Below are 22,984 nucleotides of genomic sequence, written 5' to 3' on the forward strand. Positions count from 1 at the left end.
AACATATTAGTCTGATACACAAAAAGTAACAAGATGACTCGACTTCGCGTTTTCCCGGAGAGGTGGAACCTCGGCCTTGAATCCAGTCACTACTCGGAGCACATGGATGTCCAGGAACCGATATGCGCCTCAAGAAACGTCACCCCACAGGATCCGGAGTTCTCCTCAAGAAGGCTCTTTCTTGTATCCAGGATGACGAGTCGAGGACGCCAGGCCGACCGCTTGGCCCGCGTCAGGCTACGGCCGCGCTGGCCGCGACGACGCTGTCCATGATGCTCCTCGCCGCCACGCCCGCGTTTGCCGACACGATTACCGGTGGAGAGGGTGGCCATGGTGGCGACGGCAATAGCGCTGACGGCAGCGGCGGCGGGGGCGGGGGAGGAGGGGGGGGGGGGGGCAACGGAATCACCGGCAACATACTCGGCAGCGGAGGCGTGGGCGGCACCGGCGGCAAAAGCGATCTGAACTCCCGCAACGGCGGCAGCGGCGGCAGCGGCGGATGGAATATGGGAGGCACCGGAGGCACCGGTGTCACCGGCGGTGGGGGCGGTGGGGGCGGCGGCGCCGGCGGCGGCGCCGGCGCCAAAGGTAGTGACGGGGGCTCTAGTGCCGTCGGTGGCGGTGGTGGCGGTGGCGGTGGCGGTGGCGGCACGCAAATCACTGATGACAGCATCGCCGTCGACAATGGCGACAGCGTTTCCGGCGGAAACGGCGGAAACGGCGGAAACGGCGGCCCTGACGCCAACGGAGGCAACGGAGGCAACGGAGGCAACGGCAGCATAGTCTTCAACCAAACGCTCACCAATAACGGCACAATCCAGGGCGGCAAAGGTGGCGACGGCGGCGACGGCGGCAAAAGTGGCGACGGAGGCTTCGGCGGCTATGGCATCTCAGGCGACCGCTCCACGATCACCAATAACGGCACAATCCAGGGCGGCGCCGGAGGCATCGGCAGCAAGTTCGGCGTTGGCAGCGCCGGCATCTCCGGCCACGACCTCACTATCACCAATAACGGCACAATCCGGGGCGGCGACGGCGGCACTGGCGCCACGTATGACATCGGCGGCTACGGTATCACAGCCTATGACACCGAGATCATCAATAACGGCGTAATCAGCGGCGGCGCCGCCGGCAGCGGCGGCTTCATCAACGCCGGCGGCGGTATCCAAGGCGGTAATCTCACGATAACAATCGGCACCGGCGGCAACGTGGTTGGCAATAATGGCCGCGCGCTGGACTTCTTAAGCGGAGCAAATGTGCTCACGCTAAAAAACGGCGCTCAACTGAGCGGCAGCATCGTTCTCTCCAACGACACCAGTCTGACCTTTGACCAGCCGGAGGACTTCACCCTCACCACCAAGATCGGTTGTTCCCTCTGCAACGGCATCACCAAAAGCGGCGAGGGGATCCTGACACTGACCGCCAACAATGAATTCTTCGACACGACGATCAATGCCGGCACACTGCAAATCGGCAACGGCGGCTCCTCCGGCTCGATCGCTGGCAACGTGACGAACGACAGCATCCTTGCCTTCAACCGCAGCGATACCGTCACCTTTGGCAATGTGATCTCCGGTACCGGCACCGTCGCCCAGAACGGCACGGGCACCCTGACCCTGACCGGTACCAACACCTACGCCGGCGGCACGACGATCAGCGACGGCACGCTGCAAATCGGCAACGGCGGCACCTCCGGCTCGATCGCTGGCAACGTGACGAACAACGGCACCCTCGCTTTCGACCGCGGCGACGCCACGAGCTTTGGTGGCGTAATCTCGGGCTCCGGCACCGTCGCCCAGAACGGCACGGGCACCCTGACCCTGACCGGTACCAACACCTACGCCGGTGGCACGACGATCAGCGACGGCACGCTGCAAATCGGCAATGGCGGCTCCTCCGGCTCGATCACCGGCAACGTGACGAACGACAGCATCCTTGCCTTCAACCGCGGCGACGCCACGAGCTTTGGTGGCGTAATCTCGGGCTCCGGCACCGTCGCCCAGAACGGCGCGGGCACCCTGACCCTGACCGGCACCAACACCTACACCGGCGGCACGACGATCAGCGACGGCACGCTGCAAATCGGCAATGGCGGCGCCTCCGGCTCGATCGCTGGCAACGTGACGAACAACGGCACCCTCGCCTTCAACCGCGGCGATGCCGCGGTCTTCAACGGCGACATCGCCGGCTCCGGCGATGTCATCAAATACGGCGCGGACACCCTGACCCTGACCGGCGCCAACACCTACACCGGCGAGACGACGATCAACGCCGGCACACTGCAAATCGGCAACGGCGGCGCAGCCAGCCTCGACACCAGCAAAATCACCTTCGCCGACGCAAGCGGCGCCCTCGCCTTCAACCACAGCAACACGACCACATTCGGCGGCGAGATCGTCGGCGACGGCTCGCTCACCAAGGCGGGCGCGGGCACCCTGACCCTGACCGGTACCAACACCTACGCCGGCGGCACGACGATCAGCGACGGCACGCTGCAAATCGGCAATGGCGGCGCCTCCGGCTCGATCACCGGCAACGTGACGAACGACAGCATCCTTGCCTTCAACCGCAGCGATACCGTCACCTTTGGCAATGTGATCTCCGGTACCGGCACCGTCGCCCAGAACGGCGCGGGCACTCTGACCCTGACCGGCACCAACACCTACACCGGCGGCACGACGATCAGCGACGGCACGCTGCAAATCGGCAACGGCGGCACCTCCGGCTCGATCACCGGCAACGTGACGAACAACGGCACCCTCGCTTTCGACCGCGGCGATGCCGCGGTCTTCAACGGCGACATCGCCGGCTCCGGCGATGTCATCAAATACGGCGCGGACACCCTGACCCTGACCGGCGCCAACACCTACACCGGCGAGACGACGATCAACGCCGGCACACTGCAAATCGGCAACGGCGGCGCAGCCAGCCTCGACACCAGCAAAATCACCTTCGCCGACGCAAGCGGCGCCCTCGCCTTCAACCACAGCAACACGACCACATTCGGCGGCGAGATCGTCGGCGACGGCTCGCTCACCAAGGCGGGCGCGGGCACCCTGACCCTGACCGGTACCAACACCTACGCCGGCGGCACGACGATCAGCGACGGCACGCTGCAAATCGGCAATGGCGGCGCCTCCGGCTCGATCACCGGCAACGTGACGAACGACAGCATCCTTGCCTTCAACCGCAGCGATGCTGTGACCTTCGGCAATGTGATCTCCGGCACCGGCACCGTCGCCCAGAACGGCGCGGGCACTCTGACCCTGACCGGCGCCAACACCTACGCCGGCGGCACGACGATCAGCGACGGCACGCTGCAAATCGGCAATGGCGGCTCCTCCGGCTCGATCACCGGCAACGTGACGAACGACAGCATCCTTGCCTTCAACCGCAGCGATACCGTCACCTTTGGCAATGTGATCTCCGGTACCGGCACCGTCGCCCAGAACGGCGCGGGCACTCTGACCCTGACCGGCACCAACACCTACGCCGGCGGCACGACGATCAGCGACGGCACGCTGCAAATCGGCAACGGCGGCACGGCCGGCAAGATCACCGGCAATGTGACGAACAACGGCACCCTCGCTTTCGACCGCAGCGATGCCGTGGTCTTCAACGGCGACATCGCCGGCTCCGGCGATGTCATCAAATACGGCGCGGACACCCTGACCCTGACCGGCGCCAACACCTACACCGGCGAGACGACGATCAGCGACGGCACACTGCAAATCGGCAACGGCGGCGCAGCCAGCCTCGACACCAGCAAAGTCACCTTCGCCGACGCAAGCGGCGCCCTCGCCTTCAACCACAGCAACACGACCACATTCGGCGGCGAGATCGTCGGCGAAGGCTCGCTCACCAAGGCGGGCGCGGGCACCCTGACCCTGACCGGTACCAACACCTACGCCGGCGGCACGACGATCAACGACGGCACGCTGCAAATCGGCAATGGCGGCGCCTCCGGCTCGATCGCTGGCAACGTGACGAACAACGGCATCCTTGCCTTCAACCGCAGCGATACCGTCACCTTTGGCAATGTGATCTCCGGTACCGGCACCGTCGCCCAGAACGGCACGGGCACCCTGACCCTGACCGGTACCAACACCTACGCCGGCGGCACGACGATCAGCGACGGCACGCTGCAAATCGGCAACGGCGGCACCTCCGGCTCGATCACCGGCAACGTGACGAACAACGGCACCCTCGCCTTCAACCGCGGCGATGCCGCGGTCTTCAACGGCGACATCGCCGGCTCCGGCGATGTCATCAAATACGGCGCGGACACCCTGACCCTGACCGGCGCCAACACCTACACCGGCGAGACGACGATCAACGCCGGCACACTGCAAATCGGCAACGGCGGCGCAGCCAGCCTCGACACCAGCAAAATCACCTTCGCCGACGCAAGCGGCGCCCTCGCCTTCAACCACAGCAACACGACCACATTCGGCGGCGAGATCGTCGGCGAAGGCTCGCTCACCAAGGCGGGCGCGGGCACCCTGACCCTGACCGGTACCAACACCTACGCCGGCGGCACGACGATCAGCGACGGCACGCTGCAAATCGGCAATGGCGGCACCTCCGGCTCGATCACCGGCAACGTGACGAACAACGGCATCCTCGCCTTCAACCGCGGCGATGCCGTGGTCTTCAACGGCGACATCGCCGGCTCCGGCGATGTCATCAAATACGGCGCGGACACCCTGACCCTGACCGGCGCCAACACCTACACCGGCGAGACGACGATCAACGCCGGCACACTGCAAATCGGCAACGGCGGCGCAGCCAGCCTCGACACCAGCAAAGTCACCTTCGCCGACGCAAGCGGCGCCCTCGCCTTCAACCACAGCAACACGACCACATTCGGCGGCGAGATCGTCGGCGACGGCTCGCTCACCAAGGCGGGCGCGGGCACCCTGACCCTGACCGGTACCAACACCTACGCCGGCGGCACGACGATCAACGACGGCACGCTGCAAATCGGCAATGGCGGCGCCTCCGGCTCGATCGCTGGCAACGTGACGAACAACGGCATCCTTGCCTTCAACCGCAGCGATACCGTCACCTTTGGCAATGTGATCTCCGGTACCGGCACCGTCGCCCAGAACGGCACGGGCACCCTGACCCTGACCGGTACCAACACCTACGCCGGCGGCACGACGATCAGCGACGGCACGCTGCAAATCGGCAACGGCGGCACCTCCGGCTCGATCACCGGCAACGTGACGAACAACGGCACCCTCGCCTTCAACCGCGGCGATGCCGCGGTCTTCAACGGCGACATCGCCGGCTCCGGCGATGTCATCAAATACGGCGCGGACACCCTGACCCTGACCGGCGCCAACACCTACACCGGCGAGACGACGATCAACGCCGGCACACTGCAAATCGGCAACGGCGGCGCAGCCAGCCTCGACACCAGCAAAGTCACCTTCGCCGACGCAAGCGGCGCCCTCGCCTTCAACCACAGCAACACGACCACATTCGGCGGCGAGATCGTCGGCGACGGCTCGCTCACCAAGGCGGGCGCGGGCACCCTGACCCTGACCGGTACCAACACCTACGCCGGCGGCACGACGATCAACGACGGCACGCTGCAAATCGGCAATGGCGGCTCCTCCGGCTCGATCACCGGCAACGTGACGAACAACGGCACCCTCGCTTTCGACCGCGGCGACGCCACGAACTTTGGTGGCGTAATCTCGGGCTCCGGCACCGTCGCCCAGAACGGCACGGGCACTCTGACCCTGACCGGCACCAACACCTACGCCGGCGGCACGACGATCAACGACGGCACGCTGCAAATCGGCAATGGCGGCGCCTCCGGCTCGATCGCTGGCAACGTGACGAACAACGGCACCCTCGCCTTCAACCGCAGCGATGCCGCGGTCTTCAACGGCGACATCGCCGGCTCCGGCGATGTCATCAAATACGGCGCGGACACTCTGACCCTGACCGGCACCAACACCTACACCGGCGGCACGACGATCAGCGACGGCACGCTGCAAATCGGCAATGGCGGCACCGCCGGCTCGATCGCTGGCAACGTGACGAACAACGGCACCCTCGCCTTCAACCGCAGCGATGCTGTGACCTTCGGCAATGTGATCTCCGGCATCGGCACCGTCACTCAGAACGGCGCGGGCACCCTGACCCTGACCGGCACCAACACCTACACCGGCGGCACGACGATCAGCGACGGCACGCTGCAAATCGGCAACGGCGGCACCGCCGGCTCGATCGCTGGCAACGTGACGAACAACGGCACCCTCGCTTTCGACCGCAGCGATGCCGTGGTCTTCAACGGCGACATCGCCGGCTCCGGCGATGTCATCAAATACGGCGCGGGCACCCTGACCCTGACTGGCGCCAACACCTACACCGGCGGCACGACGATCAGCGACGGCACGCTGCAAATCGGCAATGGCGGCACGGCCGGCAAGATCACCGGCAATGTGACGAACAACGGCACCCTCGCCTTCAACCGCAGCGACGCCGTGATCTTCGGCGGCGACATCTCGGGCGCCGGCATAATCGTCCAGAATGGCACGGGCACCCTGTCCCTGACGGGCAACAACACCGCCTACACCGGCATCACCGAAGTCGGGCACGGCATCCTGACGGTCAACAGCCAGCTCGGCGGCACGCTGCTCGTCCAGGCGGCGGGCCGCCTGCAGGGCAGCGGCACCGTGGGCGACACCATCGTCCACGGCACCATCGCGCCCGGCAATTCGATCGGCACGCTGCACGTGGCCGGCGACTTCGCCTTCGAGCCAGGCTCGGTCTACGAAGTGGAAGTGGATGCCGCCGGAAACAGCGACCGGATCATCGCCACCGGCACGGCCACCATCGACCACGGCGCCTCGGTGCGCGTCCTGGCCGGCGCGGGCCACTATGCAGCGCACACTCAATACACCATCCTGAGCGCCGCGGGCGGGCTCAACGGAACGTTCTCCGGCGCAACCTCCAACCTCGCCTTCCTCGACCCCTCGCTCGGCTACGGCGCCAATCAGGTCCTGCTGACGATGACCCGCAACGACGCCTCCTTCGCCAGCGTCGGCCTCACCCGGAACCAGATCGCCACCGGCGGGGGCGTGGAAAGCCTCGGAACGGGCCCGATATTCGACGCGGTACTGAATCTGTCGGCCGATCAGGCGCGCGCCGCCTTCGATCGGCTGTCGGGTGAAATCCATGCGTCGATGCGCACGGCGCTGCTCGAGGACAGCCATTTCATCCGCGATGCGGCCAATCATCGCCTGCGCGCCGCGCAAGCGGCGCCCGGCTCGGCCTCCGGCGGCGTGCTGCTGGCCGCCCAGGGCGACGTCCCGGGCCTCCTGCCGCCCGTGGCCGCCAACCCCGCCGGCCCGGCCTTCTGGACGCAAGGCTTTGGCTCATGGGGGGCGACACACGGCAACGGCAACGCCGCGCGCCTGGAGCGCGACAGCGACGGCCTGATCGCCGGCGTCGACTGGCCGCTCGGCCGCGGACGCGTGGGCGTGATGGCCGGCTACAGCGACTCGAATGCGAAGGCCGCGGAGCGTGCCTCGTCGGGCTCGAGCCACAACTACCACCTGGGCGTCTACGGCGGCGCCGCCTGGGGCGGGCTCGCCCTGCGCACGGGCGCGGCCTACACCCGGCACTATGTGAAAACCCGACGCGATGCGTCCTTTCCCGGCTTGACCGACCACCTCTCGGGCGCCTACCAGGCCGAAGCCTGGCAGGCGTTCGGCGAACTGGGCTACGACATGGCGGTGGGCGGCTCGCGCATCGAGCCCTTCATCAACCTGGCCCACACGCGCCTGCGCTCCGACCGCTACACCGAACAAGGAGACGCGGCGGCATTGATCATCGGCCAGAAAAAATCGAATGTCTCCTTCGCCACGCTCGGCGTGCGCGCCGCCACGGGCATCACGCTCGGCGGCGCCGAGCTCACCGTCAAGGGCCTGCTCGGCTGGCGTCACGCCTTCGGCGATGTCGAACCGCATTCGACGCAGCGATTCGCCGGCGGCGGCGATGCCTTCCTGATCGGCGGCACACCCATCGCGCGCAACGCGGCGCTGATCGAGGCCGGCCTGGACTATGTCGCGAAGTCCAATACCACGCTGAGCCTCTCCTATGGCGGGCAATTCGGCTCCGGCGTCGCCGATCATGCCATCAAGGCCAGTCTCAACGTCAGGTTTTGAGCGAGTCGCGCCCCCTGTCCAGCATCATTCCGCATGCTCCAGGCGCATCAAACGGAAGAGCCCCTCCGATCGCACCGGCGGGGCTCTTCTCCCTGAGGGCTCTGGTGGAAACCGGGCCCTCGTCCCAAAGGCTCGACCCTGACTGACGTTACTGCGTTTCCTTCAGGTTCTTCGCCAGCACCGACAGGATGCGCTGCGCCGTGGCGTCGGTCTTGGGCTGGCCGGTCTCGTCGCGCACGCTGACCTGGGTGCCACCGCCCTGCTGGGCCAGGTGGATACGCAACTTCTGGGGTTCAGCGGTGTTGCGAGTGCCGAACAGGCGGCCGAAGGCGGTCTGCTGCTCGATCTTCTCGCCCGTGTCGGTGTCCAGGTAGCGGATGTAGTAGTCGCCCTGCTCGCGATTGCGATCCTCGACCGTGAAGCGGGCCGAATCGATGGCCACGCCCACATGGCGCCAGGCCCGGTCGAAGGGTTCGCTCAAAGTCAGGGAATCCTGGTCCTGGGAGAGTTGCGCGGCGACGACCGCGCCGGCGCCGGTCTCGGCGGCCTTGACCTTCTGCGCGGCCTGCTGCTGATCGGCGCCCAGGTAGACCATCAGGCGGGCCAGCATGGCGGCGTTCAGGCCCGGGTCTTCCTTGCCGAAGACCCACTTGAACGCGGTACCGTCGCCCGTGGGGGTTTCTTCCATGTGCTGGTGGCTGATGTAGACCTCGGTCTTGCCGTTCACACGCTCCAGGCGCGTAGTGAAGCGGTCGCGCTCGCCGCTGTCGAAGACCTGGTCCAGCACACTGCCCAGGGCGCTGCGCAGCCAGCCTTCGGGGATCTTGGCGCGATTTTCCGCCCAGTCGGTCTCGATCAGGCCGGCCTGCGCGTTCTGGGAATGGATGGTAAAGCCCTGCTCGCCCCAGAATTCGATGATCTTCGGGTACAGATTCTCGGCCGCTTCGCTGACGACCAGCCAGCGCAGCGTGCCATCGCGCATGACCTCGATGCCCGGCGCCTTGGGCAGCACGCGGTCGGCCGGGTTCGTGCTCTGCGTGCCCTGGCTGGCCTGATAGTCGCTCAGGCGGGCGACACCCTCGGGCGCCACGTAGTGCGTGTTCTTGTTGGCCTGGGTCAGATCGGGTGGAATCGAGAGCGGATCACCCGTGACGGTGCTCTTGTATTCGACGGATTCGGTCTGGCCGGTCAGCTGACCGATGGTCGAGCAGGCGGACAAGGACAGCAGACCCGCCAGCACCAGGCTGGTCCGGGCGAGCGGCATGCGTTTAATCATCACAGGGAACCTGCCTCAATCAGGGCTTGGCGCACAACGGTGCGTAACGAATCGGACAAGGGTGTCAGCGGCAGGCGGCAGCCCAGCTGGGTCAGGCCCATTTCGGCCACGGCCCACTTGACAGGGATAGGGTTGGCTTCCAGGAACAGCACGCGGTTCAGGGTCGCCAGCCGATCGTTCAGGCGGCGGGTCTCGGGCACATCGCCCCGCAGCGCGGCGGCGCACAGTTCGTGCATCAGGCGCGGCGCGACGTTGGCGGTGACGGAGATGTTGCCCCGGCCGCCCAGCAGGATCAGCGCCGCGGCGGTGGGATCGTCGCCGCTGAAGATCTGGAAGCCTTCCGGCGCCGCCGCGATCAGTTGGGCGCCCCGGGCGATGTTGCCGGTGGCGTCCTTGACGCCGATGATGCCGGGCACCTGGGCCAGGCGCAGGAGGGTCTCGTTGGACAGGTCCGCCACAGTACGGCCCGGCACGTTATACAGGATGCTGGGCAGGTCGCCGGATTCGGCGATGGCGCGGAAGTGCTGGTAGAGGCCTTCCTGGGTGGGCTTGTTGTAGTAGGGCACGACGGTCAGGCCGGCGGCCGCGCCGGCGGCATAGGCGTGGCGCTGCAGTTCGATGGCCTCGGCCGTGGAATTGCCGCCGGTGCCGGCGATCACGGGGATGCGCCCGTCGGCGTGGCGCACCGCCAGCTCGATGAGTTCGGCCTGTTCCTGGACGGTGACCGTGGGGGATTCGCCGGACGTGCCGACCACCACCAGGGCGTCGGTGCCCTGCTCGACATGCCAGTCGATCAGTTTCCGGAAGGCCTCCAGGTCCAGTTGCCCGTCGGGATGCATGGGCGTGACCAGGGCAACCATGCTGCCCTGAAAGACTGGGGTCGATGAATCCGAGCCGGCCATGATGAGGAATGCCTCCGCAAGACGCCCGGAAAAGTCCCCGGGCGAAACAAAAAGCCAAGTTTACCGGATTCGGACCGCCGATCTACAAAAATCCGCCGACGACCCATTGCCCCAGCTTCAGGAGCGGCAACATCAGGGGCCAGAGCCAGCCGAGCATCATCAGCACGATCAGGATCACCAGCCCGTAGGGCTCGATGCGGCCATAGCGCCAGGCCAGGCGCGGGGGCAGCAGGCTGAAGACGATCCGCCCCCCGTCCAGCGGCGGCAGCGGCAGCAGGTTCAGCGCCATCAGGATCAGGTTGACCTGGACCCCGGCGTTGACCATCAGCGCCCAGAAGTCCCGCGGGCCATCGATCAGGCCCAGCATCAGCAGGGCGCGCAGGAGCAGCACCCAGCCGATGGCCATCAGCAGGTTGGAGGCAGGCCCCGCCAGCGCCACCCACAGCATGTCGCGCTTGGGCCGACGCAGGCGGCTCCAGTCGACCGGCACGGGCTTGGCCCAGCCGAACAGCAGTCCACCCCCCATGAGCTTGGTGGCGAACAGCAGCACCAGCGGCACGACGATGGTGCCCATCGGGTCGATGTGCCGCAAGGGATTGAGGCTGATGCGGCCGGCCTGCTCGGCCGTGGGATCGCCGAAATGGCGCGCCACGTAGCCGTGCGCGGCCTCGTGCAGCGTGACGGCGAACAGGACCGGCAGGGCGTAGACCGCGATGGTCTGGATCAGATTGTCCACGGGAACTCTGGCGAACGAAGCGCCGGCCGGCGGCCGGCAGACTCCGTAAGCATAACCGCTCGGGGATCTCTGAAATAAGTCACGCGGTATTTCAGTGGTTCACTTGCGCCGTGCAACCGGTCACGACAGCCCCAGCGCGGCCGGATCGCCGCGCCCCACCCGCACGACCCTGGGCGCTTCTTCCGTCAGATCGATGACGGTGGTGGGCTCGAAAGGGCAGGATCCTCCGTCGACGATGGCGGCCAGGTCGTGCTGGTAGCGGCCGACGATTTCCTGGGCGTTGTTCAAGGGCAGGGTTTCGTCCTGGGGAATCAGGGTGGTCGACAACAGCGGCGAACCGGCCGCGTCGATCAGGGCAAGCGCCACCCGATGGTCGGGCACGCGGATGCCGATGGTCTTGCGCGAGGGATGCGAAACGCGCCGGGGGACTTCCTTGGTGGCTTCGAGAATGAAGGTCCAGGGGCCCGGTGTGGCCAGCTTCAGCAGCCGGTACTGCGGGTTGTCTACCTTGGCGAAATGGCTGATTTCCGCCAGATCGCGACACAGCAGTGTCAGATGGTGGCGTTCGTCCAGCCCGCGCAGCCGGCGCAGGCGTTCGGCGGCGTCCTTGTCGTCCAGGCGCGCCACGACGGCATAGCTGGAATCCGTGGGGACGGCCACCAGCCCTCCCTGGGCCAGCAGGTCGCCGGCCTGCTGGAGCAGCCTGGATTGCGGGTTTTCGGGATGGACGACGAAGATCTGTGCCATGAGGGGGCTCCTTATCCGTAGCCGATAACATGACCTAAAACGCAGTGGCGATCAAGGGCCGGAACGCCGTCTGCAAAAGGATTCCAGTCATGCTAGAATTTCTGTTCTTTGAGTGGTGACCGTAGCTCAGTTGGTAGAGTCCCGGATTGTGATTCCGGTTGTCGTGGGTTCGAGCCCCATCGGTCACCCCACTTTTACCGCCGGGCCGCCCCAAGGTAAAAAGCGCCCCCTCGGGAGGATGAGCCAGGACACGAAAAAGTCCCTTCGGACTATTTCGCGCCTGACGAATCCGGGCAGCTTGCAAGCTGCGAGGTGGACGCAAACCGAAGGCGCGGCTTGGGGGTGTTTATCTTCCATTCCCGGTTTCCCGGGCGGCGGGGACGGCCCCGTCCGATCGCATTCACGCGGTGACGACACCGCCGCAGCGAACCGTTTTCCTCATGCAGATCCACGACCGCCCGTTGTCCGAACGTGTCTTCCACGCGCTGGCGTTCGAAATCCTCGCCATCGGCGTCTCCGCCCCCCTGGCCGCCTGGATCACCGGGCACGGCATCTTCGACATGGGTGTGCTCACCGCCGTCGTCGCCACGATCGCGGTGCTCTGGAACATGCTCTACAACTGGCTGTTCGACCGCCTGCAGACGCGCATCGGCTTCGACCGCACCTATGGCGTCCGGGTGGCGCACGCCTTCGGCTTCGAGGGAGGCCTGATCGTGATCGCCATTCCCTTCGTCGCCTGGTGGCTGGACATCTCCATCTGGCACGCCCTGCTGCTGGACATCGGCTTCGTGCTGTTCTACCTGCCCTACGGCTTTCTTTTCAATCTGGGGTATGACAAGATTCGGCAGAATCTGATTACAGCCGACTGACGGCCCGGCACCGCGTCCGGGCCAACCCCCGGAACGCAACATGGACACGCCTCCCGACACGCCTCCCGCGCCCCAGCCTCCCGACTGGTCCCTGGCCCCCGAGGGCTGGGACTGGTCCGCGCAGGACGCGGACGGGCGCTGGTACTGGTACCGCGCCGAACCCGTGCCCGGCATCGGCGGCGGCGTCTGGCGCTCGAATTCCCGCAACCAGCAATACGCCGCCACCGGCCGGCCCAACCAGGACTGGCTCGAATCCCTGCGCCGCCGGCCGGGCGCGGCGGATACGCCGGGCGTCCCGCCGCCGGCCGGCTCCGGCGCCCCGTCCCTCCCATGAACGTCCTCTCCGACTTCCTGCGCGAATACTGGCCGCACCTGGCCGCCCTGCTGTCGCTCGCCTTCAGCCTGGTCGTCGCGGCCCAGGCGGCCATGCAGAAGGACGACGTGCGCGCGGCGATCGCCTGGGTCGGCGTCATCCTGATGTCGCCATTCGTGGGCGCGTTCCTTTATCTGATCGCGGGCATCAACCGCATCCGCCACGATCAGATGTCCACCCAGCGCAGCCGCCTGATCAAGGACTACGTCAACAGCGCGCACCCCGCCTTTGGCGACGTCGGCCCGGTGTCCGGCCCGCAATTCTCCTCGCTGCGGGTCCTGTGCGACCAGGTCAGCCGGTTTCCGCTGCAGGACGGCAACCACATCACCCTGCTCGACAGCGGCGACCAGGCCTACCCTGCCATGCTGCAGGCCATCGACGAGGCGCACCACTGCGTCGCGCTGCAAAGCTACATCTTCGACCACGACCGCATCGGCCTGCGATTCGTCGAAGCCCTGCGGCGCGCCCGGGAACGCGGCGTCGAGATCCGCGTCCTGATCGACGCCATCGGCGCGCGCTATTCCCACCCTCCCATCCTGCGCCTGCTGGAGCGCAACGGCATCCGCGCCGACCGCTTCATGACCAACCCGCTGGGCCTGCGCTCGGCCTACGCCAACCTGCGCAGCCACCGCAAGATTCTGTTCGTCGACGGCCACCTGGGCTTCATGGGCGGCATGAACATCCGCGAGAGCTTCATGGCGTCCCTGGCGGGGCGGCGGGCGGATCACGACACGCATTTCCGCATCGAAGGCCCGCTGGCGACCCAGCTGTTCGCCGTCTTCGCCAACGACTGGGAATTCGCCACCAGCGAGCGCCTGCGCACCGAGGACTGGGTCCGGATCACTCCTCTGTCCCCGGCGCCCCGAGTTCCGGCGCGCTGCATCCGGACAAGCCCCGACCGCTTCATGGCGGCCACGCACCGCGTGCTGCTGGGCGCCCTGGCCGTGGCCCGGCGCCACGTGCGCATCCAGTCGCCCTACTTCCTGCCCGACCAGATCCTGATAGCCGCGCTGAACACGGCGGCGCGACGCGGCATCCAGGTGGACATCGTGATCCCCGGACGCAATAACCTGCGCCTGGTGAACTACGCCATGACCGCCCAGTTGGGCCAGGTCCTGGAAGGCGGCTGCCGCGTCTGGCGCTGCCGCGGGAATTTCGACCATTCCAAGCTGCTCACCATCGACGACGCCTGGTCCTACGTGGGCTCGTCGAACCTGGATCCCCGCAGCCTGCGGCTGAACTTCGAGCTGGACATGGAAATCTACGACCGCGACCTGGCCCGCCGGCTCGGACGGCGCATCGACGCGGCCATCGAGCAGTCCGAGCGCGTGACCCTGGAATCCCTGAACGCTCTGCCCTACCTGAAACGGCTGCGCAACCGGATCATCTGGCTGGCCAGCCCGTATCTCTGAAGACCCCGGACCACCGCGCACCGCGCGGGGACGCCCCGGGCGTATGATGGCGCCTGTCCCCATTCTTGCGCAGGAGCCCGCTCCATGACCCCCTCCCGGCCCGATTCCCCCGACGCGTCCTGGCACGAACAGACCCTGGTGCTGCATGGAGACGCCGCCTGCGGCCACGGGGCCGACGTGGTCTCGCCGATCCACTACAGCGCCACCTTCCGCGCCGAGACCGCCGAGCAGTTCTCGGCAATGGCCACCACCGTGCGGCCCGCGACCTTCTACACGCGCCACGGCAACCCGGTGAACAAGCGCGTCGAGGCCATCCTCGCCGGCCTGGAAGGCACCGAAAGCGCCCTGCTGACGGGATCGGGCATGGGCGCCATCTGCACCACCATCCTGGCGCTGCTGAAGGCCGGCGACCACGTCGTGGCCCAACAGCGCCACTACATGAGCACTTCCAAACTGTTCTCGGAAGTCCTCACCCGCTACGGCGTGCGGGTCAGCTTCTTCGATCAGACGGACCTGGACAGCCTGCGCGCCGCGCTGCGTCCGGACACGAAGCTGATCATGGTGGAAACACCGGTGAATCCCAGCCTGTCCATCACGGACCTGGCGGCGGTGGCCGGGATCGCCCGGGCGCGCGGCATCCTGACCGTGGCCGACAATACCTTCGCCTCGCCGCTGAACCAGCGCCCGCACGACCTGGGCATCGACATCGTGGTGCACAGCGCCACCAAGTACCTGGGTGGCCACCACGACCTGATGGCGGGCGCCATCTGCTGCAGCGACGCGCTGGCCGAGACCATCTGGAAGATGCACGTCACCCTGGGCGCGGTGCTCTCGCCCATGGACGCCTGGCTGCTGCTGCGCGGTCTGCGCACGCTGTCGCTGCGCATGGAGCGCATCAACGCCAACGCCCTGGCGCTGGCGCAATGGCTGGAGACCCGTCCGGAAGTCGAGCGGGTCTTCTACCCCGGCCTGGAAAGCCACCCGCAGCACGCCCTGGCGGCCCGCCAGATGCGCGGCTTCGGCGCCGTGGTGGCCTATTCGATCAAGGGTGGCTATGCCGCCACCCAGCGCTTCGTGACCGCGCTGAGGCTGGCCACCCAGGCGGTCAGCCTGGGCGGGGTCGAGACGCTGGCGGTGCACACCGCGTCCATGTGGGCCAGTTCCATGACCGAGGACGACATGCGGATCGCCGGCATCGAGCCGAACTTCGTCCGCATGTCGGTGGGTGTGGAGCACGTCGACGACCTGAAGGCCGACCTGGCCCAGGCGCTGGACAAAGCGGCGCGGGGATGAACCCCCGCACCGCCTAGTTCAGCCCGGCCTTGTCCAGTCCGAACAAGGCGTCGGACGAGCCGGGCACCGACCGGAAGGCCACCCCCAGACGGTTCCAGCCGTTGATGCCCACGACCAGGAAGCTCAGGTCGGCCAGCTCCTTTTCGGACAGCTGCGCGCGCACGCGCTGGAACAGTTCGTCGGACACGCCCTCGGGCGCCAGCCGCGTCAGGGCCTCGGTCCATTCCAGGATGGCCTTTTCCTTGTCCGTGAACAGGGGCGACTCGCGCCACACCGCGACGTGATGCAGGCGCAGCTCGCGCTCGCCGGCGATCTTGGCCTCCTTGACGTGCATGTCCACGCAAAAGGCGCAGCCGTTGATCTGAGAGGCCCGCAGGGTGACCAGGTGGCCGATTCCCGCCAAAAAGGGATTGGCGTGCAGCAACTGGCTGAATTCGCTGTATTTACGGGCGGCTTCTGGCGAAGCCTGGAAGTAATTCAGGCGTTGAGTCATGATGAGCAGAGTCCAGGAAGAAAGCGCAAGGAAAAGTGCCTTCCATTGTGCACCGTTTCAGTCCTGATTGCGTGCCTCCGCCGACGAGGATGCGCTCGCGTCGCAACGACGAGTGCCGGTTCGCATCAGAGTCTCTTCGGTCAAGCCTAAAGTCCGCTTGAATTCACTCCAGCCTTTCGGCGTCACCGCCACGGCTCGCGATCCGGCGGAACGTCGAAGCCATCCGTTCTCGCACAGAACCGCCAGGAGCCGGACGCCCAAGGGGCCCGCGAGATGGTGCATGCGCTCCGTCCAGTCCAGACATTGGCGTGCAATGCCCCGGCGGGTCGGCCTGACGGACCTCATATCCACGCCGATGCTGCCGAACCACTCGGCCCCGGACGCCGTCACGATGAACTGTTTGTCGGTCGAAGCCCGGATGTAATCGCGGTCTTGCAAAGCATGCGCCAATGCCACGCCGACCTGTCCGGCCAAGTGGTCATAGCAGGTCCTGCACCAGCAAAGCCGCCGGAGTTGCGGGCTACGCGCTTTCGGCCGCGTCGCGGTCTCGGGCCGAATGGCGGCCAGATGTTCGAGGGTCTCCGCGACGTGACGATTGGCAAGCCGGTAATAACGATGCCGCCCTTCCGTCTCCACCGAAATCAAGCCTCCTTCGAGAAGTTTGGCGAGATGAGAACTGGCGGTCTGAGCGGTCACCCCCGACGCGCGGGCAAGCTCGCCGGCCGGCAGCGCGCGCCCATCCATCAACGTCATGAGCATGGCGGCACGGGAATGGTCGGCAATCAGGAACGCCGCGACCGAGACACCGGAAAAGTTGGACATTTTTGCTCCCCGACGAGTGCCGGACATCAGTGCATTGTAGTTCCTGACGATTCGATACGCATCGAATCATCAGGAACTGGCTGTCGATAGACTGATGGCTCGAACAGATCGCATGCCGCTCCGGGCGCCAGCGGAGCTTTGGCCCGGAGCGGCATGCGGTCGGGATTGCACGGAAAAGACGATGACCGAACCTCGCTCAACCTCCACCGGCGCAGGCATGACGCCTCGACGCTCATGGCTCACTCTGACGACGCTTTGCCTGGCTGTACTCGTCGCTCAGATCGACACCGCCGTCATCAATCTCGCAATGCGCCCCATCGGCGATGACCTCGGCGTTGGAGTCGGCACATTGCAATGGATCATTGACAGCTACAACCTAGCATACGCCGTACTGCTGCTGACAGGCGGCCTGCTTGCCGATCTCTACGGCCGGCGTTGTATTTTCATGATCGGCGCAGGCATTTTTACCGCCGCCTCCTTTCTGTGCGCAGCGGCTCCATTTGCATCGGTCCTGATCGGTGGGAGAGTGCTGGCGGGACTTGGAGCGGCGTTCCTCATCCCGGCATCGCTGGCAATCATCCGCGTGGCCTGGACCCATCCGACTGAACGCGGCCGGGCGCTGGGCGTCTGGGCGGCATGCAACGGTCTGGCCATGGCCATAGGTCCGACCCTGGGAGGCTTGCTCATTGGTCATTTCGGATGGCGGAGCATCTTTCTCGTCGTGATCCCGATCAGCGTGGCCGCGCTTGTATTGGCCATGCCATCCATCTCGGAATCTTCCGATCCGCAAGGACGGCATTTCGACGGTCCCGCCCAGATCCTCGGAACCATATCCCTGGGCGGCCTGGCGTTCTCCGCCATCCAATTCCACGAATCACCGGCCACGGCGGCCATCTCTTTCACTATTGCGCTTGTCGCGCTCGTCGGATTCATTCGAGTGGAGAGAGGCAAGGGAGCGGCTGCCCTGGTGCCCTTGGACCTGTTCAAGTCCCGCGTATTTTGCGGAGCGGCAATGGCCACGGCGGGGATGACTTTCGGGATGTATGGCGCGCTGTTCCTATTGCCGCTGACGTGGCAAGGCTCAGGCCGGTTCGACGCGGCGGAAGCCGGACTCGCCTTGATGCCGATGGCCCTGGTGTTCGTTGCCGTCTCGCCATTCTCGGGGGCGCTGACAGGTCGATACGGCGTGCGCTCCTTGGCTGCCGGCGGCGTCCTCATCATAGGCACGGGCCTTTTGCTGATTGGCGTCGGCGCCCGCCGCGCTTCCATCGCTCCCGCCGAGATCGGTTTGATTCTGGCCGGGCTTGGCATGGGTTTCGCCACCGGACCGTTGATGGGCGCGGCCATTGGCGCGGTTGCGCCGGAAAGGTCCGGGACCGCCAGTGCGCTGATCAATGTGGCCCGCATGGCGGGGGCTACGACCGGAGTCGCCATTTTAGGTGCCGTTTTTGCAGTGACGCGCGGCGGCGAGGACGGTTTGCGAGCGGCAATGCTGCTTGGTGGAGCCATCCAAGCCGCCTGCGCGGTCATTGCATGGACCGCGATGCGACCCTCGTCGTAAAGCTCCACTTCACCCGGGCCGCGGAACGGCTGCATATCGATCAGTCGCCACTGCCGCGAACCATCGAAGCATTGGAAGAAAAAACATTGGCTCGCGGTTGTCGGCGCAGTCCGGCCAGACTCGATATCGAGGTCATCGTGAAAACACGGAAACACCCCGGCGGCCGGATCACGGCCGTCGGGGTGCGAGAGCCCCTGGAACTGCATCAGGCGGGGCCTGCCCGGGGAAGCGGAGGGAATGGCGGCCCGAACCGGCCGCCATCCACAGGATCAGTGCGCGCTGGCGGCGGCGGCCCCGATCCCGGTTTCGCTGCGCACGGTCTGGGCCTCGAAGCCGGCCCGGTCGATGCGGGCGCGTTCGCTATGGTCCGTCACCGAGAACAGCCAGATCGACACGAAACCGATCGTCATGGAGAACAGTGCCGGGGACGCGTAGGGGAACAGGGCCGAACCCGCCGGATTGCCCAGCGTGGCCTCCCAGACGGACGGCGACACCACCGTCAGGCCCACGGCGCTGACCAGGCCGGCGAAGCCGCCGATCATCGCGCCGCGCGTGGTGCAGCCCTTCCACAGCACCGACATGAACAGCACCGGGAAATTCGCCGAGGCCGCCACCGCGAAGGCCAGCGACACCATGAAGGCGATGTTCTGCTTTTCGAAGGCGATGCCCAGCGCCACGGCGACGATCCCGAGGATCACCGTGGTGATCTTGGCGACCTTCATTTCCTGTTCGCGGGTGGCATGGCCATCCTTGACCAGGGTCGCATAGATGTCGTGCGACACGGCGGAAGTGCCCGACAAGGTCAGTCCGGCCACTACCGCCAGAATCGTGGCGAAGGCCACGGCCGACATGAAGCCCAGGAACACGTTGCCGCCCACGGCGTCGGCCAGGTGCACCGCCGCCATGTTGCCGCCGCCGATCAGGGCGCCGGCCGCGTCCAGGAACTGCGGATTGGTGGACACCAGCACGATGGCGCCGAAGCCGATGATGAAGGTCAGGATATAGAAATAGCCGATCCAGGACGTGGCCCAGAACACGGACTTGCGGGCCTCGCGCGCGTCGGGCACGGTGAAGAAGCGCATCAGGATGTGCGGCAGGCCGGCGGTGCCGAACATCAGCGCCATGCCGAAGGAGATCGCGCTGATCGGATCCTTGATGAAGTTGCCCGGCCCCATGATGGACTGCCCCAGCGCACCGGCCTGGGCGGCGTCCTTGCCGGCGTTCAAGGCGGCCAGCGTCTTGACCTCCACCGCGGCGGCGAACAGGCGTTCCGGCGAAAAGCCGTAGTGTGCCAATACCATCAGGGCCATGAAGGTCGCACCGCCCAGCAGCAGAGCCGCCTTGATGATCTGCACCCAGGTGGTGGCCGTCATGCCGCCGAACAGCACGTAGACCATCATCAGCACGCCGACCACGACCACGGCGATCCAGTATTCCAGACCGAACAGCAGCTTGATCAACTGACCGGCGCCGACCATCTGGGCGATCAGGTAGAACGCCACCACCACCAGAGTGCCCGAGGCCGCGAAGGCGCGGATCGGCCCCTGCTTGAAACGATAGGCCGCCACGTCGGCGAAGGTGAACTTGCCCAGGTTGCGCAGGCGCTCGGCCATCAGGAAGGTCAGGATGGGCCAGCCCACCAGGAAACCGATGGAATAGATCAGGCCGTCGTAGCCGTTGATCATCACCGCGGCGGAAATGCCCAGGAACGAGGCGGCCGACATATAGTCGCCTGCGATCGCCAGGCCGTTCTGGAAGCCGGTAATACCTCCGCCGGCGGTGTAGAAGTCGGCGGTGGAACGTGTCCGGGCCGCGGCCCATTTCGTGATCCACAGGGTCAGGAGCACGAACAGGCCGAACATCGCGATGGCGGTCCAGTTGGTGGGCTGCCGCTGCAGCTCGCCCAGGTCGCCGCCCGCGGCCTGCGCTGTCGAGGCCAGGGCCGCCAGGGCCGGCGCGCCCAGCGCGCGTATGATCATGCGGTTCATTGTTCTGCCTCCTGGACGATCTCGCGGGTCAGGCGGTCGAATTCGCTATTGGCGCGGCGCACATACAGGCCGGTGATCAGCACGCTGAACACGATGACGCCGAAGCCGACCGGGATCCCCCAGGTCATGACGCCTTCGCCCAGTTTCAGCGCGAACAATTCCTTGTCGAACGCGATCACGCCGATGAAGCTGTAATACACCAGCAGCATGATCACGGCCAGAGTCCAGCCGTAGCGCAGCCGCGTGCGCCGCAGCTGCTGATACTTCGGGTTCGACACGATTGCTTGTGTCTGCTTGTCTCCCATGTCGGTCTCCTGCGTGGGATGGGTCGTATGATGCAATGCAAGATAAAAACCCGACCTTACGAGGGCCTTACAGGCGACCCAAACCTTTGAGTCATCAGGGAAAACACCGAGACCCGGAATGCACGTTAGAATCCAGAATTCGCGGACGCGCCACCCGACCGCCCTTAGCTCAGTTGGATAGAGCAACGGCCTTCTAAGCCGTAGGTCACTGGTTCGAATCCAGTAGGGCGGGCCAAAAACCCTCAGACCAGGTGGCCACACGATCACTGCAGCATAAATATCCTACTTGAATAAAATATAAAATCATACTAAAGTAGAACTCAAGACGGATAGGAGGCTGATATGCTTCAAACCTTGCGCAAGGCGGGTGGCTCGCTCGTGATGACGGTGCCCAAGACGTTTACCGACCAGAACGGACTGAGCGAAGGCTCCCAGGTGGAGCTTCATCTCCAGGGGAAGAAAATGACCGTGGAAGCGCCCACCCGCCCACGGTACAAGCTGGCCGATCTGATGGCGGAAATGCCCCAGGGGCTGCCTCGCGTCGAAGGCTGGGATGAAATGCCTTCGGCCGGACTGGAGAACGGCTGATGGCGTACATCCCCAACCGGGGCGACATCGTGCATCTCGACTTCGACCCGTCGTCTGGCCGGGAGATGAAAGGCCCGCACTTTGGTCTTGTGCTGAGTGGCAAGGTATTCAACCAGCAAGGACTGGCGATGATTTGCCCGATTTCGCAGGGAGCCGCTGCCGCCGCCCGCACCTATGGGACGGTAGTTACGCTGACGGGAACAGGCACCGACACCCAAGGCGCGATTCACTGCCATCAACTGAAGTCACTGGACTGGCGAGCACGAAATGCGCACATCAAAGAAGCGGTGCCGCAATACCTCGTCGATGAAGTGCTGGCCCGACTCGAAGCTATTCTGTTCGATTAGGGCCTGTTCACACTAATCAAGGAGTCGCGAAGCCATGAAAAATCTGGCTGAACAAGGCGCCTGGCGCCGCGCGTATGTCCATACGCGCAAGACGGGCAACGCAGGGCAGGCGGATTTTTCATTTCACCATGACTCCAGTACCGCGTTTCGCTGGACTACGCCCAAGCCCGATACAGCAGGTTTATCAATAACTTAGGCGAGTTCAACATATGCCGGTGCTTTCCGAAACCTGGCCCGGCTTCCCCTCTACTGGCCCCTATGAGGCTCCTGGAACAGGAGCTTTCCCATCCGCACCATCTGGTATAAAATTTTATACAGGAGTGGCTCATGGAGCACGAAAAAGAGATTCGCTGGGTCGGCTCCGCTTACGACGACTTGGTGAACTTCCCCGACGAGCCACGCCGGGATGCCGGCTTCCAGTTGAACAAGGTCCAGGCGGGCCTGGAACCGGAGGACTGGAAGCCTTTTGATGGCGTGGGTTCCGGGACGCGGGAAATCCGCATCCGTGACGCCAGCGGCATCTTCCGGGTGATGTACGTCGCCAAGTTCGAGGAAGCTGTCTACGTCCTGCACTGCTTCCAGAAGAAGACACAGGCGACCAGCCAACGGGACAAGGACATTGCCACGGCGCGCTACCGCGCCGTGGTCAACGCGAGAAAGGCCAAGCCATGAAGATCGACACCGAAATCCGTCATGTCACGAAGCCGGGCGCGAACCTGTTCCTGGAGTTGGGTTTCCCGGCTGACGAAGCCAGACGGCTACAGGAGGCGTCGCGCCAGCAGATCAACGACACGCGGTTGCTCAAGGAACAACTGATGTCGGAGCTGGCCGAGTGGATCGCGCAGCATCACCTGAAGCAGGCCGAGGCTGCGGAAATCCTGATGGTTTCGCGTCCACGCGTGTCCGATGTGGTGAACAAGAAGACGGCGAAGTTCACCATCGACACGCTGGTGGAAATGCTCAGTCGGGTCGGCAAGACGGTTCGACTGGCGGTTGGCTGACACAAGTGGGCAATGCGCTGGAAGCAGGCATCCGTAACTTCCAGCCGAACTACGCCCTCAGGACTCCACGATCTGTGCAGCCTTG

The 22,984-nt window shown here is 65.5% G+C and carries 19 protein-coding genes, 2 tRNA genes and 1 pseudogene; 14 read left to right on the forward strand and 8 right to left on the reverse strand.

What is annotated here, in order from left to right:
* Positions 1-122 precede the first annotated feature (122 nt).
* Positions 123-8,186 (forward strand): autotransporter-associated beta strand repeat-containing protein, encoded by an 8,064-nt coding sequence (locus tag ACTPOE_RS07985; RefSeq protein WP_458871678.1) that lies wholly within the window; start codon positions 123-125, stop codon positions 8,184-8,186.
* Between the two features lie 148 nt (positions 8,187-8,334).
* Here ACTPOE_RS07985 and bamC read toward each other — a convergent pair whose 3' ends face one another.
* The 4 genes from bamC to ACTPOE_RS08005 form a co-directional block, all read right to left on the reverse strand.
* Complete coding sequence (bamC, locus tag ACTPOE_RS07990) at positions 8,335-9,450, reverse strand: outer membrane protein assembly factor BamC (protein WP_458871679.1); 1,116 nt, start codon at positions 9,448-9,450, stop codon at positions 8,335-8,337.
* A gap of 11 nt (positions 9,451-9,461) precedes the next feature.
* Positions 9,462-10,364 (reverse strand): 4-hydroxy-tetrahydrodipicolinate synthase, encoded by a 903-nt coding sequence (gene dapA / locus ACTPOE_RS07995; protein WP_458871680.1) that lies wholly within the window; start codon positions 10,362-10,364, stop codon positions 9,462-9,464.
* Between the two features lie 82 nt (positions 10,365-10,446).
* Positions 10,447-11,100: a site-2 protease family protein gene (locus ACTPOE_RS08000; protein ID WP_458871682.1), complete on the reverse strand. Its 654-nt coding sequence runs from the start codon at positions 11,098-11,100 to the stop codon at positions 10,447-10,449.
* 120 nt (positions 11,101-11,220) lie between these two features.
* Positions 11,221-11,847: an L-threonylcarbamoyladenylate synthase gene (locus ACTPOE_RS08005; protein ID WP_458871683.1), complete on the reverse strand. Its 627-nt coding sequence runs from the start codon at positions 11,845-11,847 to the stop codon at positions 11,221-11,223.
* A gap of 115 nt (positions 11,848-11,962) precedes the next feature.
* On the opposite strand from ACTPOE_RS08005, the gene ACTPOE_RS08010 reads away from it, so the two are divergent.
* The 5 genes from ACTPOE_RS08010 to ACTPOE_RS08030 all read left to right on the forward strand — a co-directional run bounded on the left by ACTPOE_RS08010 (position 11,963) and on the right by ACTPOE_RS08030 (position 15,794).
* Positions 11,963-12,038 (forward strand) — tRNA-His (locus tag ACTPOE_RS08010).
* Between the two features lie 249 nt (positions 12,039-12,287).
* A complete protein-coding gene (locus ACTPOE_RS08015) occupies positions 12,288-12,716 on the forward strand; it encodes a multidrug/biocide efflux PACE transporter (protein WP_458871684.1) in 429 nt (142 codons plus the stop codon).
* Between the two features lie 40 nt (positions 12,717-12,756).
* The gene (locus ACTPOE_RS08020; protein WP_458871686.1) at positions 12,757-13,050 is read left to right on the forward strand and encodes a hypothetical protein; all 294 of its coding nucleotides are present in this window, start codon (positions 12,757-12,759) and stop codon (positions 13,048-13,050) included.
* Entirely contained in the window at positions 13,047-14,501 is a 1,455-nt protein-coding gene (locus tag ACTPOE_RS08025) for a phospholipase D-like domain-containing protein (protein WP_458871688.1), read from the forward strand. The genes ACTPOE_RS08020 and ACTPOE_RS08025 overlap by 4 nt, the downstream gene beginning before the upstream one ends.
* 84 nt (positions 14,502-14,585) lie before the next feature.
* Positions 14,586-15,794, forward strand: coding sequence for a trans-sulfuration enzyme family protein (locus ACTPOE_RS08030; RefSeq protein ID WP_458871689.1), 1,209 nt, complete (start codon positions 14,586-14,588; stop codon positions 15,792-15,794).
* A gap of 13 nt (positions 15,795-15,807) precedes the next feature.
* On the opposite strand, the gene ACTPOE_RS08035 is transcribed toward ACTPOE_RS08030, so the two are convergent.
* Positions 15,808-16,287 (reverse strand): carboxymuconolactone decarboxylase family protein, encoded by a 480-nt coding sequence (locus ACTPOE_RS08035; RefSeq protein ID WP_458871691.1) that lies wholly within the window; start codon positions 16,285-16,287, stop codon positions 15,808-15,810.
* 57 nt (positions 16,288-16,344) lie between these two features.
* Positions 16,345-17,109, reverse strand: a complete 765-nt coding sequence (locus ACTPOE_RS08040) for an ArsR/SmtB family transcription factor (protein ID WP_458871693.1) — start codon at positions 17,107-17,109, stop codon at positions 16,345-16,347.
* A 181-nt stretch (positions 17,110-17,290) separates the two neighbouring features.
* Here ACTPOE_RS08040 and ACTPOE_RS08045 point away from each other — a divergent pair, with 181 nt between their 5' ends.
* Both ACTPOE_RS08045 and ACTPOE_RS08050 read left to right on the forward strand, forming a co-directional pair.
* Entirely contained in the window at positions 17,291-18,670 is a 1,380-nt protein-coding gene (locus ACTPOE_RS08045; protein ID WP_458871694.1) for an MFS transporter, read from the forward strand.
* A pseudogene (locus ACTPOE_RS08050) lies at positions 18,643-18,753 on the forward strand (LysR family transcriptional regulator); the annotation flags it as partial. The gene ACTPOE_RS08045 and the pseudogene ACTPOE_RS08050, both read left to right, overlap by 28 nt.
* A gap of 186 nt (positions 18,754-18,939) precedes the next feature.
* On the opposite strand, the gene ACTPOE_RS08055 reads toward ACTPOE_RS08050, so the two are convergent.
* Both ACTPOE_RS08055 and ACTPOE_RS08060 read right to left on the reverse strand, forming a co-directional pair.
* Entirely contained in the window at positions 18,940-20,649 is a 1,710-nt protein-coding gene (locus ACTPOE_RS08055; RefSeq protein WP_458872788.1) for a cation acetate symporter, read from the reverse strand.
* Positions 20,650-20,654: 5 nt separating this feature from the next.
* Complete coding sequence (locus ACTPOE_RS08060) at positions 20,655-20,963, reverse strand: DUF485 domain-containing protein (protein ID WP_458871695.1); 309 nt, start codon at positions 20,961-20,963, stop codon at positions 20,655-20,657.
* A 158-nt stretch (positions 20,964-21,121) separates the two neighbouring features.
* On the opposite strand from ACTPOE_RS08060, the gene ACTPOE_RS08065 reads away from it, so the two are divergent.
* From ACTPOE_RS08065 to ACTPOE_RS08090, 6 genes are all read left to right on the forward strand, one after another.
* Positions 21,122-21,198: transfer RNA gene (locus ACTPOE_RS08065), tRNA-Arg, on the forward strand.
* A gap of 107 nt (positions 21,199-21,305) precedes the next feature.
* Positions 21,306-21,551 (forward strand): AbrB/MazE/SpoVT family DNA-binding domain-containing protein, encoded by a 246-nt coding sequence (locus tag ACTPOE_RS08070; protein ID WP_458871697.1) that lies wholly within the window; start codon positions 21,306-21,308, stop codon positions 21,549-21,551.
* On the forward strand, positions 21,551-21,898 hold the full coding sequence (locus ACTPOE_RS08075) for a type II toxin-antitoxin system PemK/MazF family toxin (RefSeq protein ID WP_458871698.1): 348 nt from the start codon (positions 21,551-21,553) through the stop codon (positions 21,896-21,898). The genes ACTPOE_RS08070 and ACTPOE_RS08075 overlap by 1 nt, the downstream gene beginning before the upstream one ends.
* A gap of 34 nt (positions 21,899-21,932) precedes the next feature.
* Positions 21,933-22,094 (forward strand): hypothetical protein, encoded by a 162-nt coding sequence (locus ACTPOE_RS08080; protein WP_458871699.1) that lies wholly within the window; start codon positions 21,933-21,935, stop codon positions 22,092-22,094.
* 131 nt (positions 22,095-22,225) lie between these two features.
* The gene (locus ACTPOE_RS08085; protein ID WP_458871701.1) at positions 22,226-22,570 is read left to right on the forward strand and encodes a type II toxin-antitoxin system RelE/ParE family toxin; all 345 of its coding nucleotides are present in this window, start codon (positions 22,226-22,228) and stop codon (positions 22,568-22,570) included.
* Positions 22,567-22,899 (forward strand): helix-turn-helix domain-containing protein, encoded by a 333-nt coding sequence (locus tag ACTPOE_RS08090; protein ID WP_146914029.1) that lies wholly within the window; start codon positions 22,567-22,569, stop codon positions 22,897-22,899. The genes ACTPOE_RS08085 and ACTPOE_RS08090 overlap by 4 nt, the downstream gene beginning before the upstream one ends.
* Positions 22,900-22,984: the final 85 nt, after the last annotated feature.

The organism is Castellaniella sp. WN (assembly GCF_054457555.1).